The sequence below is a fragment of the Paenibacillus mesotrionivorans genome (assembly GCF_046098205.1).
In the GTDB taxonomy this organism is placed as follows: Bacteria; Bacillota; Bacilli; order Paenibacillales; family NBRC-103111; genus Paenibacillus_AR; species Paenibacillus_AR mesotrionivorans.
The window spans coordinates 194,802-212,154 of sequence record NZ_JBJURJ010000006.1 but is presented as its reverse complement, the minus strand read 5'-3'; the positions used below and the strand labels follow the sequence as shown (position 1 = coordinate 212,154).

The window sequence follows — 17,353 nt, the reverse complement described above, 5'->3', positions numbered from 1 at the left end:
ATGCCCGAGTTTTTGATCATTCCTGCAATTGTAGTAGGCGTCATTGTGTTGCTGGGGCTGGCCTTTATGGCCCGGTACAAAACGGTGGGACCGGATGAGGCGATGATTGTCACCGGATCGTTTTTGGGAAGCAAGAATGTGGACACCGACGACGGCTCCGGCCGCAAGATCAAAATTGTCAGAGGTGGCGGCGCCTTTATCTGGCCCGTGTTCCAAGCATCACAGTTCCTCTCGCTCTTATCCCACAAGCTGGATGTATCCACGCCTGAGGTGTACACGGAGCAAGGCGTTCCCGTTATTGCCGACGGGGTAGCCATCATCAAGATTGGCGGCTCTGTGGAGGATGTGGCTACAGCGGCGGAGCAATTTATGGGCAAGCCCATTGAAGCGCTGAAGTCGGAAGCGCAGGAAGTGCTGGAGGGTCACCTGCGGGCAATTCTGGGCTCCATGACCGTGGAGGAAGTGTACCGGAACCGGGACCGTTTCGCCCAGGAGGTACAGGGTGTGGCAGCCAAGGACCTGAAGAAGATGGGGCTGCAGATCGTTTCCTTCACAATTAAGGATGTCCGCGACAAACAAGGGTACCTGGATGCCTTGGGTAAACCCCGGATTGCCGCCGTTAAGCGGGATGCCGAGATTGCTGAAGCCAATGCTGTACGGGATGCCCGTATTCAGAAGGCCCTGGCAGAGGAAGAGGGGAAGAAGGCTGAGCTGCTGCGCGATACCAATATTGCCGAGGCCGAGAAGGGCCGGGAGCTGAAGGTGGCCGCCTTTAAGCGGGACCAGGATACGGCCAAGGCGGAAGCGGATCAGGCTTATTTCATTCAGGAGGCCAAGGCCAAGCAGATAGCCGTGGAAGAGCAGATGAAGGTTGAACTGGTGCGCAAGGAGCGGGAAATCGACCTGCAGCAAAAGGAAATCCTCGTCCGCGAGAAGCAGTATGATGCGGAAGTGAAGAAGAAGGCCGACGCCGACCGGTATTCCGTCGAGCAGGCGGCAGAGGCCGACCGGACCAAGCGCATGCGCGAAGCGGATGCCATGCAATACCGCATCGAGGCGGAGGCCAAGGCCAACGCGGAGCAGAAGCGGTTGGAGGGTCTGGCCATCGCCGACGCGGAGCGGGCCAAGGGTACTGCCGAGGCGGAGGTTATCCGCTTGCGGGGTCTTGCTGAAGCCGAAGCCAAGGAGAAGCTGGCGGACGCCTTCCAGAAGTTCGGCGAAGCAGCCGTGCTGGATATTGTCGTGAAGATGCTGCCGGAGCTGGCGGGCAGGATAGCCGATCCCATCCGTTCCATCGACCAGCTGACCGTGGTGGATACGGGCAAGGGAGAAGGCGCGGCGCGGGTGAGCAACTACGTCACCGAGCTCATGGCCACGGCGCCCAAGATGCTAAAGGAAGTGTCGGGGCTTGACCTCAACCAGCTGATCCAGGGGCTGACAGATAAAAAAGGCACTCAACCGGCGGTAAAACCCGTACCGGTCCAAGAATATCCCGTAGCCGGGGAATAACAGGCCGATCCAAGCGTTCCGCCGGCTCTCCGTTCCCAGATAGGACGGAGGCCGGCGGAGCGCTTTATGCTTTGGCGGCAAGATCCGGAAGCTCTGCAGAAGGGTAAATACGCACACCGGACTCTCCCTGCCTGACCGCGCCTCTCATGGCAGCAGCTACTACATCCGCTTCAACGGGCTTGTATTTGCGGAAGGGGCCCGAATAAAGGAAAGGCATCACCCGGCTGATGGCGGCCGCGGCCTGCTCCCCAGGGCGGGTCTCCGTCCGTTGACCTAACAGGAGGGAGGGGCGGAGGATATACAGGGAGGGAAGACCTAGTTCTCCCAGCCTGTGCTCCATTTCCCCTTTGACCCGGGAATAAAAGAAGGGTGACTTAACATCTGCGCCCAGGGAGGAAATAACCGCAAAGGCGGGGACGCCGGACTGTTTTGCCAACCGGGCGGCAGCCACCGGATAATCCAGATCCACCCGGCGGAAGGCCTGCTGGCTTCCGGCGGTTTTGATGGTTGTCCCCAGGCAGCAGTAGACCACATCAGCCTGGAAAACCTGGCTGTATTCCTCCAGCCTATCCAAATCGGCGATAACCTGCCCCACTTCCGGGTGGGGTGTGGACAGCGGGCGCCGGACCAGCGCCGTCACTCTGCCATACTGCGGATCCTCTGCAAGCTGACGCACCAGCTGGTTTCCCACCATGCCGGTGGCGCCTAATACTACCGCATGTTTTTTCATTATTTTTGCTCCTCCGCGGAATGTTAGAAGTTGCTCCTGACGGTTTACATATCCTTATCATATAACGATCCTATTACAAAATACATATGAAGAGACAGGCGGCACAACGCCCTTCCGTACATGAAATCGTCCTGCCGGGGGAAAACCAACGGGGTAAAGGGATAATTTCGTTACACTTAAAAATGTCATATCCAGCACAAGCATTTTCAGGTATGATAGGGGCAGAAAGACATAATTCTACAAAATTCTGCCTAAAAAAGGGACTGTGGAAATGAAAAAAGGGCAACCACTCCTATTGCTTCTTGTAAGCCTGATCGTTTTGTCCATAATCGCCCCGTTAGCTATGCAACTTAATGACGATAACCAGACTTCTGTTCCCTGCCGTTCGGAGGAGGCTCCGGGTTCAACCCGCCGCTTGACCGATTGGGAATATGCCTGGAGCGAGTATACTGCTTCACCGAAGCTTACTAACATACCGGATTACGGCTGGGAGAAAACCGACCGTCTCATTAATCCTCCCGGGCGGGAGGGCAGGGAGATTCTCTGGCTGCGTGCACGGCTGCCCCAGGATGCCGGCTACGACCCGACCCTGCTGGTGCAGGCCAGCCAGCTGTTCGAGGTATACTTGGACGGGGAGCTGCTGTTCCGCCATGGGCGGATAAAGGGAGCCCATCCCTTGTACATCGGCACCCCGCCCAGAATGATCGCCTTGCCGGATGATGCCCGGGGCAAGCTGCTGACCGTCCGGATTTATTCCAACGGCAAGGATATCGGGCTCCTGCAGAAGCCGCAGCTGGCCTCAGGCTCGGACATGATTCTGAGCTTTATCAAAAAACAGGGTATCCGGCTGATATTGGGCAGCTTTTATCTGATGATCGGCGTGATTTCCTGCCTGGCGGGGCTGCGGATCCGTCAGAGCTATCTGTTTTCCTTCGCGGGATTTGCCGGGTCCTTCGGGCTGTATACCTTGTCCCGGACCATGCTGGTTCTCACCCTGGTGGACTCCCCTGAATTCTGGATGGTCTTCGAGCTGGCCTTTTTGGTGCTGTCGATGGCCGCGGTTCTGGCATTCACCGAGCAGCTGTTCCCGGATTCGGGCAAGCTTAAGCTCCGGTTAAGCAAGGTCCATCTTTTCATCGGCGCCATCGGAATTCCGTTTGTGGCCCTTCATTTGGTGCGGGGTGCGGTCTTTCTGCTATTTTATCAGCTACTGCTGCTGGTGAGCATCATCATTACGGTGATCCGGATCGGCCGGATTGCCTGGAAGAAGGATAAGGACGCTGGGCAGGTGCTGGCGGGGCTGGCGGTTTTCTGCGCCTTCGGTGCCGGGGATATTATCAGGCAGATGCTGATGCTGGACAATCCGCTTCCCGAATTTTCCTATTGGGGCGGCCTGGCTTTTTTGACAAGTCTGATCGTGGTCATTCTGCGGAGAATTCACAGCATTCTGTTCCGCTTATCCAATACGGAGAAGCTGTCGGTAGCCGGCCAAATGGCAGCAGGTGTGGTGCACGAAATCCGCAACCCGGTAACGGTGATTTCCGGATATCTCCAGCTGATGAAGAAGGGGACGCAGGTTAATCATGCTCCGATGATCGATCTGATGCTGGGCGAGGTGAACCGGATCAATCTGCTGGTTAACGAGTTCCTGTTTTTGGCCCGGCCGTCCGGCCCCAAGTTTGCTCTCAAATCCATTTGCGGCATCGTTGGCGACAATTTGCGTTTGTTCGATGCACAGGCCACCGGAGCCGGAGTGGAGCTGGAGTTCCGCTGCCCTCCCAACCTGCCGCTGATTTCCTGCGATGAGAACCAGATCAAGCAGGTATTGGTCAATGTAGTCAAAAATGGTCTGGAGGCTATGCCTGACGGAGGCAAGCTCACTGTCACGGTGGAGAGCATCCAGCCGTATATCCGCATCCGGATTACGGATACAGGCTGCGGCATTGAAAGCCAGGATCTGAAGATGATCGGGGAGCCGTTTTTTACCACGAAGGAAAGCGGCAACGGTCTGGGGATTATGATATGCCGCCAGATCGTGGACAACCACAAGGGAAGGTTCAACATTGACAGCGAACCCGGGCAGGGGACAACTGTCGAAATAATTCTTCCCTTCGACCCGCAAACCACTTGATTTCACCGGGCAATGTGCATATAATGAAAATGACCAATTGACCATATTTCAATTTCAGTCATTTTTGAGAGGAGGAGAGAAGCGCAATGGCGGCTGACCGCAAGAAGTGGATTCTTGAGGCTGCATCCAAATCCTTCGCCCTGTTCGGTTACAAGGCTACGACGATGGAGCAGGTGGCGAAGATCGCGGGGGTCGGCAAGGGCACCATTTATACGTTTTTTTCCACAAAGGAAGAGCTGTTCGACGCCATTATGACCGATGTCATCCAGGAAATGAAGCGGATTGCCGACAAGGTGATTCAGGAGGAGCTCACCTTCATCAAGAAGCTGGAGCGGGTGCTGGAGGAGTTCTACAGGTTCCGCAGCAACCATGAGCTGTTGATCCGGCTCTCCCACGAAATCAGCGAGATGGGAACCGCCAAGGCCCAGGAAGGAATGAAGTCCCTGGAGGGAGCCATTCTCGGGTTTCTGGAGAAGAACGTGAGAACCGCCATGGAGCAGGGGGAGATCAGGTCCTGTGATCCGCAGGTTGCCGCATTCGTCATCCTGAAGATGTATGTATCCTTTGTGTATGATTGGGACCGGACCCACGGGCCGTTGACCAAGGATCAGATTTCGGAGTTTTTTCATGTGTATTTGTTCGAAGGATTGGCCGTCCGATAAACGGCTTTATTTTTCAGTCTAAATTGACCGATTGAACATATTAGTCAGTTATATAAAAAGAGAGATTCATAAGGAGTGAACCATATGAGCAAAAGCTTCCGCCAGTTCTCCCACGAGCTGGTTTCGATTGTAAAAGACAAGAAGGTTCTGATTTCGGTGAGCGCCGTTGCGCTTGTGCCGCTGCTGTACAGCTTCATGTTCCTGTGGACCTTCTGGGACCCATACGCCAAGATGGATGTGCTTCCCGTTGCCGTGGTCAATATGGATAAAGGTGCAGCCTTCGAGGGCAAGCAGCTGTCCGTCGGAGACCAGTTTGTGGAGAAGCTGAAGACCAATCCGGCCTTCGGATGGGATTTCATTTCCCAGGGTGAGGCGGAGAAGGGATTGAAGGAGCATAAGTATTACATGGCCATCGAAATCCCTGAGGATTTCTCACAAAGGGCCACCGAGGTGCTGGGTTCCGATCCCCAGCCTGCCACCTTCCGCTACATCCCCAATGAAAGCAGCAACTTCCTGGCCGCCCAAATCGGCAAAACCGCCGTGGAGCGCATTAAGGGTGAGCTGTCTGCCGAATTGACCAAAACGTATACGGAGACCTTGTTTACCAGCGTAGGCAAATTGTCCGAGGGATTGGCCCAGGCTGCCGATGGCGCCTCCAAGCTGTCCGCGGGCACCGGCAGTGTCGTAACCGGTCTGGAGCAGCTGGATGAGGGACTGGTCAAATTGACCGCCGGCACCCAGCCGCTGGAAACCGGGGCTGTGCAATTGTATACCGGCGCTACCAAGCTGAACGACGGGCTGGCCCAGCTGCAAAAGGGCGCAACCACCGTAAGCGGCGGGCTGGAGCAGCTGTCTAACGGCCATCAGGCCATCGTGCAGGGCGCAGCCCAATCTGAGGAAGGCGCCGCCAAGCTGAACGGCGGTTTGGCCGCATCCTCCGCCGGTCTGGATCAATTGAAAACCGGCGCTGATGGCTTGGCCGCCGGCTTGGAGCAGTTGGCTGCCGCCATGCCGCAGCTGGCCGAAAATCCGTCCTTCGCCAAGCTGGTGGAGGCGGGCAAACAAGTAGCCGCAGGCACTGATTCTGCTGCAGCGGCCCAGAAGCAGCTGGCCGCCGGCGCCGCGCAGCTGGCTGAAGGGCAAAAAACGCTGCACGGCGGCGTTGTCGCCTTCGACGCCAAGCTCAATGAAGCTGCCGCCGGCAGCAAGTCTGTAGCCGACGGCGCAAGCCAGCTGGTGCCCGGAAGCGCCCAGCTGAAGGCCGGTTTGGCTCAGATTGAGAATGGCATCGGCCAATTGGCCAACGGTACGGTTCAATTGACCGACGGCTCGAAGAAGCTGACCGACGGCGCACAAACAGTAGCTGGCGGCACAGGCGAGCTTTCGGGCAAGCTGAAGGATGCATCGGTGCAAACCTCGTCCATCAACGGCAACGACAAGCTGTACGCCGCTTTCTCCCAGCCGGTGGCGTTTGAGGAGCAGAAGATGGCGGAGGTACCTAACTACGGTACCGGCTTCGCCCCGTATTTCATGAGCCTGGGCCTGTTCGTAGGCGCGCTGCTGCTGACTATCGTCTTCCCGGTGAAGGACCCTGCTGTCCGTCCCCGCTCCGGCGCCAGCTGGTACTTCGGCAAGCTGGGCACCATGCTGTTCATCGGTCTGATTCAAGCGCTGGTGATGGCCGTGGTAATCAAATGGGGCTTGGGATTGACGCTCCAAAACATGCCGCTGTACTTTGTGCTTACGGTGCTGACCAGTTGGACCTTCATGATTATGATCCAGATGCTGGTGTCCATGTTCGCCAACCCCGGACGGTTCGTAGCCATCGTGATCCTGATTCTCCAGCTGACTACCTGCGCGGGCACCTTCCCGGTTGAGCTGATTCCCGGACCGCTGCAAGTGATCAACAAGTGGCTGCCGATGACTTATTCCGTACAGGGCTACAAGGCCGTGATCTCCAGCGGCGAAATGAGCGACTTCAACCAAGCCGCCCTGCTGCTGGGAATCTACATGGCCGTGATGGCTGCCATCACGCTGACCTACTACATCATTCATTTCCGCAAGCAGCAATCCGCTCCTTCCACCCAACTGGAGGATGCAGTTGCGCTGTAAGCCTCGTGTAATGAGCATATCGAAAAAGCCCGCCGGGACATTTGGTCCTGGCGGGCTTTTTTTGATGGGTGTCAGCGGGAGGAGAGGTTCTGTGCGAAGGAGTGCCTACGGTGGCTGCGAACAAGGGCTGTACGGTCCGTTGGCCCATGCGCCAGGTGGGGGAGCCGTCCGGGAGATCGGCAGGTGTCACATGATCACCGGCTTCCTCCAGCAGGCGTGCTCCGCTGTCGTACCACGGCTCCCGCGGCCTATTGCTTCTGACAGGGCGGGGCCGACACGGAGCTTACGCCTTGGCGGCGAAGATCCGTTTGCCCACCGGCACGTTCTCCGGGCTGACGCTGGCGGCGGCGTCCAGGACTTCGCGGACGGCGCCTTCGGCGGAATCCGCGCGGCTGTACAGCCGCGCGCAGGACTTCATCTGCGCCAGCTGAGCCGGCTCAGTGAGAAGCCGCGCCAGCTGCGCGGTAAATTCCCCGGGCCCCTTGGCCTGCACGGCTGCGCCGATTCCGGTCAGGTAGGCGGCATTGTCATGCTCCTGGCCGGGCAGCGGCTTGTACAACAGCATAGGCAGGCCGGAGGCCAGCGCTTCCGAGCTGGTCAGGCCGCCGGGTTTGGTGACGAGGAGATCCGAAGCGGCCATCAGCTCCGGGATATTATCCACATATCCGGTCAGCCGGACCGGATGAGGGTAATCCGCCAGCTCCCGGGCAAGCTTGGCCTGCAGCTTCACGTTGCGCCCGCAGACGATGATTACCTGCAGCGGCAGTGGCAGCAGACCCGGGTCCTGGAGCAGCCGGGCCCAGTCCCCACCGATCAGCCCGCCGCCCCCGCCCATAATCATCACGGTGGGCAGCTCCGGCGATAGGCCAAGGGACCTTCGGATGGCCTCTCGGTCATACACAGCGCGGAAGGCGGGCCGGATGGGGATTCCCGTAACGGCGATTTTGCGGTCGGGTATGGGCCAATCCTGAAGCAGACGGCGGACATGCTCAGAGCCGACTATATACCGGTCGGTAGCGGGATGGAGCCAATAGCTGTGGGAGGTGTGGTCCGTCATGACGGTTGCCGTTACTGCTTTGATCCGGCCCACAGCCTTCAACCGAGCTACCGCAGCGGAGGCGGAGGGGAAGGTGCTGACCACGGCGGTCGGCTTCATCTCCTCCACCAGCCGGATCAGCCGCCTTGAGCTGCAGAGCGGCAGACGGTTGAGACAACGGGAGAGCAGGCTGTCCCTCTGGGTGCGGCGGAACAAAAAACCGTACAGCCAAGGCAGCTTAGTAATCCATATCATATAACTCCATTGAGCCAAACGGTGGAGGAGCGGATGGGTGCCGTCCATAACGTCCACCACACGGATGCGGGCGCCGGGGTACAGCACTTTGGCAGCCTCCGCAATCGCATGGGCCGCCTGGCGGTGACCGTCGCCCAGGTTGCCCGTCAGGACAAGGATGGAGGGAGTGCGGTCGGCGGAATATCTCATTTTCCAGTTCACCTCATTAGGCCTTAGGAGCCTGTCCAACGGAGTAGTTTTAGTGACTAAATATTCTTAAGGTTTCATTCCTTACCGGGAAAGGAGTGCCTTGGAGGCTCAAACACATTTTGTCGGCCTTGATTGAATGGAATCTATAAGGTTTCAAAGCCGCCAAAAAACTCGCCCTCAAAGCATCTGCTTCCGAAGCCAGTTTTCCTGAGGGAAAACTCTCAACTCTTTCCCTCCCAGTCATTCCACAAGAATATGTATTCACGTCGAACAGACTCCAGCCCAGCACAGGGCTTGGCCTCTTGTCCCTCCATATTAGCACGTTGCCCCAAGCAGAGCAAAAAGAACCTCCGCTGCCTTAATCGGCCTGATGCCCACTCCAGTGGGAGCCGGATGGGATTCATGATACTATAGAGCAGAACAGGCTTTATACGGACCAATGGCACCGGTAAAGGTCCGGGGCAGGATACAATGGGGAGGCGTGCGGGTGGACAAGTTGATACGTTGGGGAATTATCGGATGCGGAGATGTAACGGAGGTCAAAAGCGGGCCGGCCCTGCAGAAGGCGGAGGGCTCAAGCCTCACCGCCGTTATGCGGAGAAACGCCGCGTTAGCGGAGGACTATGCCAAGAGGCATGGAGTATCCCGCTGGTACGGACAGGCAGACCAGCTGATTGCTGACCCTGAGGTGGATGCAATATATGTGGCAACGCCGCCATCCTCCCATAAGGAATATGCTCTTGCCGCCGCCAAAGCGGGCAAACCCGTCTATGTGGAAAAGCCCATGGCCATGAATGCGGCGGAATGCACCGCCATGATCGAAGCATGCAAGGATGCGGGCGTTCCTCTATATGTGGCTTTTTACCGGCGGGGCTTGCCCAGATTTCAGCAGGTGAAGAAGTGGCTGGATGAGGGAGCGATCGGCGACATCCGGTTTGTGCGGACCGTACATATGGCGAAACCCTTGGCTCAGACGGGGGAAGAGATGTGGCGGGTGAATCCGGCCATTTCCGGAGGCGGGCTGTTTCTGGACCTGGGCAGTCATACCCTGGATCTCCTGGACTACCTGCTGGGACCCATCCGGGATGTAAGCGGCCACGCCTCCAATATGGGCAGTCCGTATGCCGCTGAGGATACGGTATCCGGGGAATATGTTTTCGAATCCGGGGTGCACGGGAGTGGGATCTGGTGCTTCAATAGCTATGCGGATGAGGAATACAATGAAATCGTGGGTTCGAAGGGCAGCATATGGTTTTCCACCTTTGAGGAAAAGCCTGTGGTGCTGCGGACGGCGGAACAGGAGCAGAAGCGGAGTCTGGCGCATCCGCCCCATGTGCAGCAGCCGTTGATTCAAACGGTTGTGGATGAGCTGTTGGGCCGGGGAAAGGCGCTCTCCACCGGAGAGTCGGCCATCCGCACCAGCAGGGTAGCGGAGATCTTGACCAGAGCATATTACGCCGGGGACCGGTAAACGGGGCTAGCGCAGAAGTGTTCCATACCACATCCTACTAATGGTAGGATTGTTATTTCAAAGCTTTTTCCGGCTGCTTCCATCCCAGCCAAGCCAAGACCGGACCCAGTGCCGGTCTTTTTGTCCTTCCGCGCTCTCGGCCCACGGCGCTGCGGCAGGCCTCCCGGAGATGAAGCTCCTGATCCTCCAGCCATTTTTCCATTTGATAAATATTGGGTTCCATGTGATACACTTCCTTTTGTTTTCTCTCCTTCATTTTTGCAGATACAAAAGGGGATAAAAAGGGTATAATTGATTATAATTATTTCCTCTTTTATGAGAGGGTCAAATCAGGAACAGGGTGGACAAGCATGCAACTCATCGAATATTACCATCTTCTGCATACGGAGCTGCCGGAGGCCCGCGGGGGATTACCCGTCACCTTGGAGCAGCTGTCCGGTATTTTTTATTGCTCGGAGCGCAATGTGAAGTTCATTCTCCACAAGATGGCGGACCAGAATTGGATCGTGTGGAAGCCGGGCCGGGGCCGGGGCAACCACTCGGAGCTTCAGCTGCTGGAGGATTCAAGCGTCCTGCTCCGGCAGGAGGCCATGCGGCTGGTGCAGGAGGAGAACATCAAGCCGGCCCTGGAGCTGGTGGGGCTTTCGGGTATGGAGCCGGGGGAAAAGGAGGCTTTTTTCCAGTGGCTGGGCGGGGCCTTCGGCTATCAGGAGGTCAGCGGGCGGAGCCGGCCGCTGGAGGTGCTGCGGCTGCCATATTACGCACCGCTTCTGACATTGGACCCCACTCGGATGATTTATTCCAAGGACATGCATCTGGTCCGGCAGCTGTTCGACACCCTTGTGCGGGTGAACCCCGCAACCGGTCAGGTCATGCCTCATCTGGCCCACCATTGGGAAGCGTCGGCAGACGGCAGGCTGTGGACCTTTTATCTGCGCAAGGGTGTCCGGTTCCATCATGGCCGGGAGCTGTCGGCGGAGGATGCGGCATTCAGTCTGATGCGGCTGAAGGAGGCGGGGGAGCAGACGCCCTTTTCCTGGCTGGTCCGGGAGGTGGAGCGCGCCAGGTCGATGGGCAGCTATATTCTGGAGGTTGTGCTGTCCGCACCGAATTATATGTTTGACCGGTACGCCAGCTCCGCCGGGCTGTCCATTGTGCCCAAGGATGTATATGGCAGCCGGAAAACTCCCGCCCCATCCGGAACAGGTCCCTTCCGGCTGGTGGAGCAGGATGCGTCCATGTGCATCCTGGAAGCGTTCCCGGACTACTTCAGGGAGCGGGCGCTGTTAGACCGGGTGGAGCTGTGGGTGCTTCCCAGCGGTATGGAGGTGCAGCCCCAGCTGCAGATCAGCGATTGGGGCTGTTCTCCCAAGCAGGGTTCGGAGACCAGGCAGGACGAAGAAAATTTGTCCGCGGGGCTTAACGGCGGGCTGACGCGTGGCTGTAACTTTATGTCCTTTAATATCGAACGGCCGGGCCCGCAGCAGAACAGGCTCTTCCGGGAAGCGGTGCAGCTGCTCTTAAACCGGCAGGCCTTTATCCGGGAGGTCAAAAAAGATGCCAGCATCCCGGCCCAATGGCTTCTGCCTCCAGAGTATCCGCCAGAGGATGATGCCGATCCGTGCCACGATGAGGCGGAGGGCCTCCGGCTTTTGAAGGAATCGGGCTACCGGGGAGAGCCCCTGACGCTGATGCTGAATACGGGGCATGTGGAGATGGCGGAATGGATCGTCCGCTGGCTGGGCCAATATGGCATTCAAGTGAAGCTGGATGTGATGAGCCGGGAGGAAGCGGCCGGTTTGAAGTGGGTCAAGCATGCCCAATGTTATGTAGGAGGGCTGGCAGCGGATGAGGATACGGTGATGTTTCTCCTTGAGCTGCTGCATGCGGGGCATTATTCCGGATTTTTCCTGCATGGGGAGCTCCGGCGGGAGCTGGAGGAGCGCCTGTCAGGCATCCGGCGGGAAAAGAGCGAGGAGGTCAGGAGAAGCGGGCTTAAGGAGCTGCAGAAGCTGCTGGCCAGAGACCGGGATGTCATCCTGCTCATCCACCCTGCAAACAAGGTTGTGCATTCCCCCAATCTGCGGGGTGTAACCGTCAATACCCTGGGTCAGGTGGATTTTAAAGATTTATGGTTCCAGCCTGAAACCTTTTCCCAGGATTCACCGTCTAGGAGGCAGGTACATCCAATTCCCAGAGAGGGTGGTTAACGGTTATGAAAAAGTCAATCAAAGCCGGTGCAGTGGGCTTGAGCGCTGTGCTTCTGCTTGCCGGAGCTCTGCCGGCGGCTGCGTCTTCCGTTCCTGTTCCTGTAACTTCTGCATCCAACTCCGCAAGCGGCTCCGCTTCGGTATCAGCCCCCGGCTCCGAGGCGGCCGTGAACACCGAGACCGCCATCAAACGCGACCAGGCGGTGGAGCTGGCCCGCAAGCTGGCCCAAGTGCCCCAGGATTACGAGGTATCCAACGTCACTCTGCAGACTGCTGCGGCAACCGGCACAGCCGGGGCTACATGGTCCATTAACTTTTCCAAACAAGTGAAGGATAAGTATTACGGCAATTATTATATCGGGATCTCTGCGGACACCGGCGAGCTGACTCAGATGAGTGCCTATATCAACAATGTGGATTCTCCGCCCTCCTATCCGCCCGAGAAGGATCTGAAGGCGGCCAAGCTGATAGGCGAAGCTTTCATCAACAGCCTGTATCCGGGCAAGCTGACGGAAACCCGCTACAACACCGTTGCCGAGGATAATTTCAAAACACCGCTTATGGGCGACGTGCGCTACAACTACCGTTATGACCGTGTGGTCAATGGTGTGGTGTTTCCGGGGAACGGCTTCAGCGTGGATGTGAACGGCTCCGGCCAAGTGGTGGGCTTCAACTATCAATGGGATAAAACCACCCAGTTCCCGGACCCCGCCTCCGTCATCTCTCAAGAGAAGGCGGAGAGCCTGTGGAAGGAGAAGTCCAAGCTCACCGCTTCGTATTTCCGGCCGTATAACAAGAACACCAATACAGCTTCGCCCTTCATTGCTTACCGGCTGTCACCGGTTCGGCTGAATGCGCTCACCGGAGAGATGGACACCGGCAATATGCCGGTGCAGGAGTCCGGCGGTCCCATCGCTACCGCGCCTCTTGGAGCAGCCCCCGCCAAGGATAAGCAGCTGACTCAAAGCCAGGCCATCGATGCTGTAACGGCCCGCTTCCCCCTGCCAACGGGTGCCAAGCTGGAGAACGCCTCCTACCAGGAATACAATGAAAATAATATGGACGGCCTTACACGAGCCTGGAATATCAGCTGGACGCTTCCCGAGGACGAAAAAAGCAAGTCCGAAGCAGCTGACAAAATCGCTTACCCCATGGGCTCGCGTTCCATTCGCGCCGCTGTGGATGCGTCCACAGGAGAGATCAAAAACTACTCCCGCAACGAGTACCGCCCCTTTCTGGCAACTGCAATGAAGCCGGAGGATTACAAGGTCTCCATTGATACGGCCAAAGCTACAGCGGTGGAGCTGGTGAAAAGCCTGCTTCCCCATATGGCCCATCAGTTGGAGCTTCACTACAGCGATCCGACCAAACAGGCGGCCGCCTCCTACTGGAACTCCAATCCGTCTTACGGCTTCAGCTTTGACCGGACCATCGACGGCATTATTACCGGCGAAACTGTTCAGGTCACCGTGGATGCAACCAACGGTGCCGTGGTCAATTATTCCAATGGTCTGACCGGCTACAGCTATCCGGCATCCAAGCCGGCATTAACAGACCCGGCCGAAGCGAAGGAAAAGCTGCTTAGCCAATATAAGCTGCAGCTGCAATATGCAGTTGACTGGATGGCGGGTTATGACGGCAGCTATCCCATTGAGAAGTACAATCTGATGGTGGCTGCAGGTGAACTGCCGCCTTCCCCGGCCGGAAATCAAAAGGTACGCCTGTCCTACGTGCCGGTAGCCCAAAACACGGACCTGGCGAACGGATATTTCCTGGACGCGCAAACCGGCGAGTGGAGAGACAACCGCAATGGCGAAACGGCCCGTTCCGACCGGGCGGCCGCAACGGATATCTCCGGACACTGGGCAGAGCGTGCCCTGTCCCTGATGGTGGAATATAATGCCATCGACCTCAAGGACGGTAAGGCCAACCCCGATCAGACGGCCACCCGCGGCGAGCTGATCAAGATGCTGGTGCTGGCCGCAAGCGGAGGTTATCTGCCGATGGCGTATGATTCCTCCCGCGCCGCCTCCTTCATTGACGTCAAGGCCTCCAGCGCCTTGTTCGCTTATGTGGAGAATGCGGTGGATATGAATCTGATCGACCGTGATCCCTCCGGCGAATTCAATCCGGACCAAATTATGACCCGCGATGATATGGCGCAGCTGATCGTCCGGGCGTTGGGCTACAACAAGCTGGCCCAGCAAAGCTCCATGTTCCGTCTGGATGTGACCGATGCCGAAACCATCCAGCATAAGGGCCATGCGGCCATCGCTGTAGGGCTGGGTATTATGAGCGCCGACGGCAGCCAGTTCCGACCAGCGGACGAGGTAACCCGTGCCCAAGCGGCCACCGCCTTCTTCCGGTTCCTGGAGAAGCGCGGCACCCTGCAGGATTCCCGTTATTAAGCTTTAGAAGCCGGACCCGGCTTCCAACCTCCCCTTGAGCGGACTTCCATCCGCCGGGGAGGTTTTTTTATTTTTCAGCAGCAATAGCCCCGGCCCGGGTGGCCATCCTAACGGAAGCAGAAGCCGTTACCTTGAAGATGGTCCGAGCCGTAGGCCGGATTGGTTATTCTGGTTTTTACTAAGTTGTTTGATCCTAATAGCGCCTCTGACAATGTTAGTAATTTGCATATGCCATCCAGCATGATCCTGCAAAAGTGCATCTATTCTGCTGGAATTCTGGCTCTCGCTAAACTCCAAGTGTAAAAGTGCATCTATTTTCCGCCGCGGGGTACATCTTGCTCCCATCTGCCGATAATAAATGCACTTTTGCAGGATAGACCGTAAAAACGAAGGTTTGTTTACCAAATACATGCACTTTTGCATTTCGGAAGTTTTCGGAAGAGGTTGGAAGTAACACAAAGATTGAAATAAAAAAGCCCCTGCCCCGTAAGGGAGGGGCAAGGACAAGGGACCAGGAAGCTGTGCCGGAGCTTAATAGCCCGTACAGATTTCCTCCCGCACAAAAGCCTGGGTATCCAGTCTGTAATAGTCGTTGATATAGGTTTCCCGGAAGCCGCAGCGGTGGTATAAGGTCAGCGCCTCGGCGTTATTGCAGGCTACCTCCAGGGTCATGCTGCGCAGGCCCTGTTTGTTGGCCAGGCCGATGGCGGAGAGAAGAATCTGCCGTCCGTAGCCCTTGCGCCGGTGCTGCGGCACCACAGAAAAGCAGAAGAAATGGGCATTGCCGTCGCGGATATGGGAATTGATCCGTCCCACCGCTTCCCCTTCTTCATTATAGGCAATATAGGGCGTGTCCTGGGGAGGGTTGTCCAGCGTCATGTCTACCAGTGTCTCGGACTCCTCCTCGGAGGAATCGAAACCGAGGGAATCCAGACGGATCAGAAGCTCCCGCTGGGACTTGACGCCGCGGGCCAGCCGGATGCCGGTCAGGGGCTCATGCGCTACCTGCTCCGTCAGCTTCATACCGTAATCCGAGATGGTGTAACCGGCCCGCCTGGCTTCAGCAAAGGCCTTGGCCCCCTGGGACTGGCGCGGACAGGCAAACAGCAGGGACGGGATGTTCTGCTTGCGGGCGGATAACAGGGCGGCCTCCGTCAATGCGTTGAAGATCCCCTTCTGCCGGAAATCCGGATGGACCATACCGCCCACCTCGGCCTCCTTGGGCACGAAGTGGTACAAGGCCAAAAAGCCCACCAGCTTTCCGCGCTCATACCACAGAAAATCATTGGCCGTCCCCCGGGGCCGGTGCTCCAGCATTCCCCAGTTCAGCTTCAGCTCCAGGCTGTCCGCCTTCGCGCAACGACCGGCCAGCTCCCGTACCTCCTGAAGCTGCCGCTCCGTCATCCCGTCCGGAATTACCAACCCATGTTTTATCAAAACCAATTGCCCCTTTTTTCAAAAGTCTTATAATAAGGTGCTGACTGTCTGCATCACCTGTGTTGTCTTGTTTCAGCGCATCTTCCGCGCGGGTATGAACATCACATCTTCACCTTCGGGCGAATCCAAGGTGTTCTTTTGGGAAAAAATATCAATCAACAGCGAAGGGAGCGGACGGCGATGAATTGGAAAAAAAGCCTGCATTTTCTGGAAGCCTTATATTGCCGGTATGAGGACGACGAAGTCACAGCCCTCGGCGCACAAATGACCTACTATATGATTCTCGCCTTTTTTCCATTTTTAATTTTCCTTCTGACCATTGTGGGCATGACCCCCATCTCCACACAGGATGTTTGGGAGCAGATCGCCATGGTTTTGCCGGAATCCAGCTATAAGGCAGTCAACGATATTATGAACGAAATTTTCGAGAACCGCAACGAAGCACTGCTTTCCTTCAGTATGATCGGTACGCTGTGGGCGGCCTCCAATGGCTTGTCTGCTGTGATCAAGGCGTTAAACAAGGCCTACGACGAACCGGAAACCCGGCCGTTCTGGAAGCTGAAGGGACTGGCCCTCCTGGCGACTGTCGGTCTGACCCTGGTGATGCTTCTTACCTTTGTACTTCTGGTGTTCGGCCATGTAATCGGGGAGCAGCTGTTCAAGTTTCTTGGCTACCCCAATGATTTTGAGCTAATCTGGGGTCTGGTCAAATTCTCCATTCCGCTGGCAGCCATGCTGCTGGGATTTGCCCTCCTGTACTGGACAGTGCCTAACCGCCGGCTCCGGTTTAAAAGCGTCCTTCCGGGAGCGGTGTTTGCGTCCTTGGGGTGGATTGCCATCTCCCTGCTGTTTTCCTTTTATGTAAGCCACTTCGGCAACTATTCCAAAAGCTACGGAAGCCTCGGCGGCGTCATTGTGCTTCTGGTGTGGCTGTACATCAGCTGCATCATAATCATCCTCGGGGGGGAAATCAACGCCACTCTTACCTTTGACAAGGAGGGAAAAAGCAAACCCGGCTGTAAATCCTTCAGCAGCCGTCTGTCCTTCTGGAAGAAAAAGAAGCCCGAATGAGCCTGCCGCATGGAGCCTGAACCGCGGGCGAAACGCCTGTACATATGGCTGGGATAAACCCCTCTTCTATCACATATAGTGGTATGAGTCCGATTTCAACTGTAGAAAGTAGGGGTTGCTTCATGCGCATAT

At 57.0% G+C, this 17,353-nt stretch carries 12 protein-coding genes; 8 read left to right on the top strand and 4 right to left on the bottom strand.

Going from position 1 to position 17,353, the window contains the following annotated elements; all coding sequences use genetic code 11:
* The gene (locus ACI1P1_RS10930) at nucleotides 1-1,509 is read left to right on the top strand and encodes an SPFH domain-containing protein (protein ID WP_416216417.1); all 1,509 of its coding nucleotides are present in this window, start codon (nucleotides 1-3) and stop codon (nucleotides 1,507-1,509) included.
* 64 nt (nucleotides 1,510-1,573) lie between these two features.
* On the opposite strand, the gene ACI1P1_RS10925 is transcribed toward ACI1P1_RS10930, so the two are convergent.
* On the bottom strand, nucleotides 1,574-2,239 hold the full coding sequence (locus ACI1P1_RS10925; RefSeq protein ID WP_416216416.1) for an oxidoreductase: 666 nt from the start codon (nucleotides 2,237-2,239) through the stop codon (nucleotides 1,574-1,576).
* A gap of 271 nt (nucleotides 2,240-2,510) precedes the next feature.
* On the opposite strand from ACI1P1_RS10925, the gene ACI1P1_RS10920 reads away from it, so the two are divergent.
* The 3 genes from ACI1P1_RS10920 (at nucleotide 2,511) to ACI1P1_RS10910 (ending at nucleotide 7,144) form a co-directional block, all read left to right on the top strand.
* Entirely contained in the window at nucleotides 2,511-4,370 is a 1,860-nt protein-coding gene (locus ACI1P1_RS10920) for an ATP-binding protein (protein WP_416216415.1), read from the top strand.
* Between the two features lie 86 nt (nucleotides 4,371-4,456).
* On the top strand, nucleotides 4,457-5,032 hold the full coding sequence (locus tag ACI1P1_RS10915; RefSeq protein WP_416216414.1) for a TetR/AcrR family transcriptional regulator: 576 nt from the start codon (nucleotides 4,457-4,459) through the stop codon (nucleotides 5,030-5,032).
* Between the two features lie 84 nt (nucleotides 5,033-5,116).
* Entirely contained in the window at nucleotides 5,117-7,144 is a 2,028-nt protein-coding gene (locus ACI1P1_RS10910; protein WP_416216413.1) for a YhgE/Pip family protein, read from the top strand.
* Nucleotides 7,145-7,427: 283 nt separating this feature from the next.
* Here the strand turns inward: ACI1P1_RS10910 and ACI1P1_RS10905 are convergent, their stop codons facing one another.
* The gene (locus ACI1P1_RS10905; RefSeq protein WP_416216412.1) at nucleotides 7,428-8,624 is read right to left on the bottom strand and encodes an MGDG synthase family glycosyltransferase; all 1,197 of its coding nucleotides are present in this window, start codon (nucleotides 8,622-8,624) and stop codon (nucleotides 7,428-7,430) included.
* A 487-nt stretch (nucleotides 8,625-9,111) separates the two neighbouring features.
* Between ACI1P1_RS10905 and ACI1P1_RS10900 the strand changes: the two genes are divergently transcribed.
* On the top strand, nucleotides 9,112-10,095 hold the full coding sequence (locus ACI1P1_RS10900) for a Gfo/Idh/MocA family protein (protein ID WP_416216411.1): 984 nt from the start codon (nucleotides 9,112-9,114) through the stop codon (nucleotides 10,093-10,095).
* 52 nt (nucleotides 10,096-10,147) lie between these two features.
* On the opposite strand, the gene ACI1P1_RS10895 is transcribed toward ACI1P1_RS10900, so the two are convergent.
* A complete protein-coding gene (locus ACI1P1_RS10895; RefSeq protein ID WP_416216410.1) occupies nucleotides 10,148-10,318 on the bottom strand; it encodes a hypothetical protein in 171 nt (56 codons plus the stop codon).
* A gap of 127 nt (nucleotides 10,319-10,445) precedes the next feature.
* On the opposite strand from ACI1P1_RS10895, the gene ACI1P1_RS10890 reads away from it, so the two are divergent.
* On the top strand, nucleotides 10,446-12,305 hold the full coding sequence (locus ACI1P1_RS10890; RefSeq protein WP_416216409.1) for an ABC transporter substrate-binding protein: 1,860 nt from the start codon (nucleotides 10,446-10,448) through the stop codon (nucleotides 12,303-12,305).
* Between the two features lie 5 nt (nucleotides 12,306-12,310).
* The gene (locus ACI1P1_RS10885) at nucleotides 12,311-14,713 is read left to right on the top strand and encodes an S-layer homology domain-containing protein (protein WP_416216408.1); all 2,403 of its coding nucleotides are present in this window, start codon (nucleotides 12,311-12,313) and stop codon (nucleotides 14,711-14,713) included.
* A gap of 531 nt (nucleotides 14,714-15,244) precedes the next feature.
* On the opposite strand, the gene ACI1P1_RS10880 is transcribed toward ACI1P1_RS10885, so the two are convergent.
* Nucleotides 15,245-16,150 carry a GNAT family N-acetyltransferase gene (locus ACI1P1_RS10880; RefSeq protein WP_416216407.1) on the bottom strand — a complete coding sequence of 302 codons (906 nt, stop codon included), beginning with the start codon at nucleotides 16,148-16,150 and terminating at the stop codon, nucleotides 15,245-15,247.
* Nucleotides 16,151-16,330: 180 nt separating this feature from the next.
* Here ACI1P1_RS10880 and ACI1P1_RS10875 point away from each other — a divergent pair, with 180 nt between their 5' ends.
* Entirely contained in the window at nucleotides 16,331-17,221 is an 891-nt protein-coding gene (locus ACI1P1_RS10875) for a YihY/virulence factor BrkB family protein (RefSeq protein ID WP_416216406.1), read from the top strand.
* Nucleotides 17,222-17,353 lie beyond the last annotated feature (132 nt).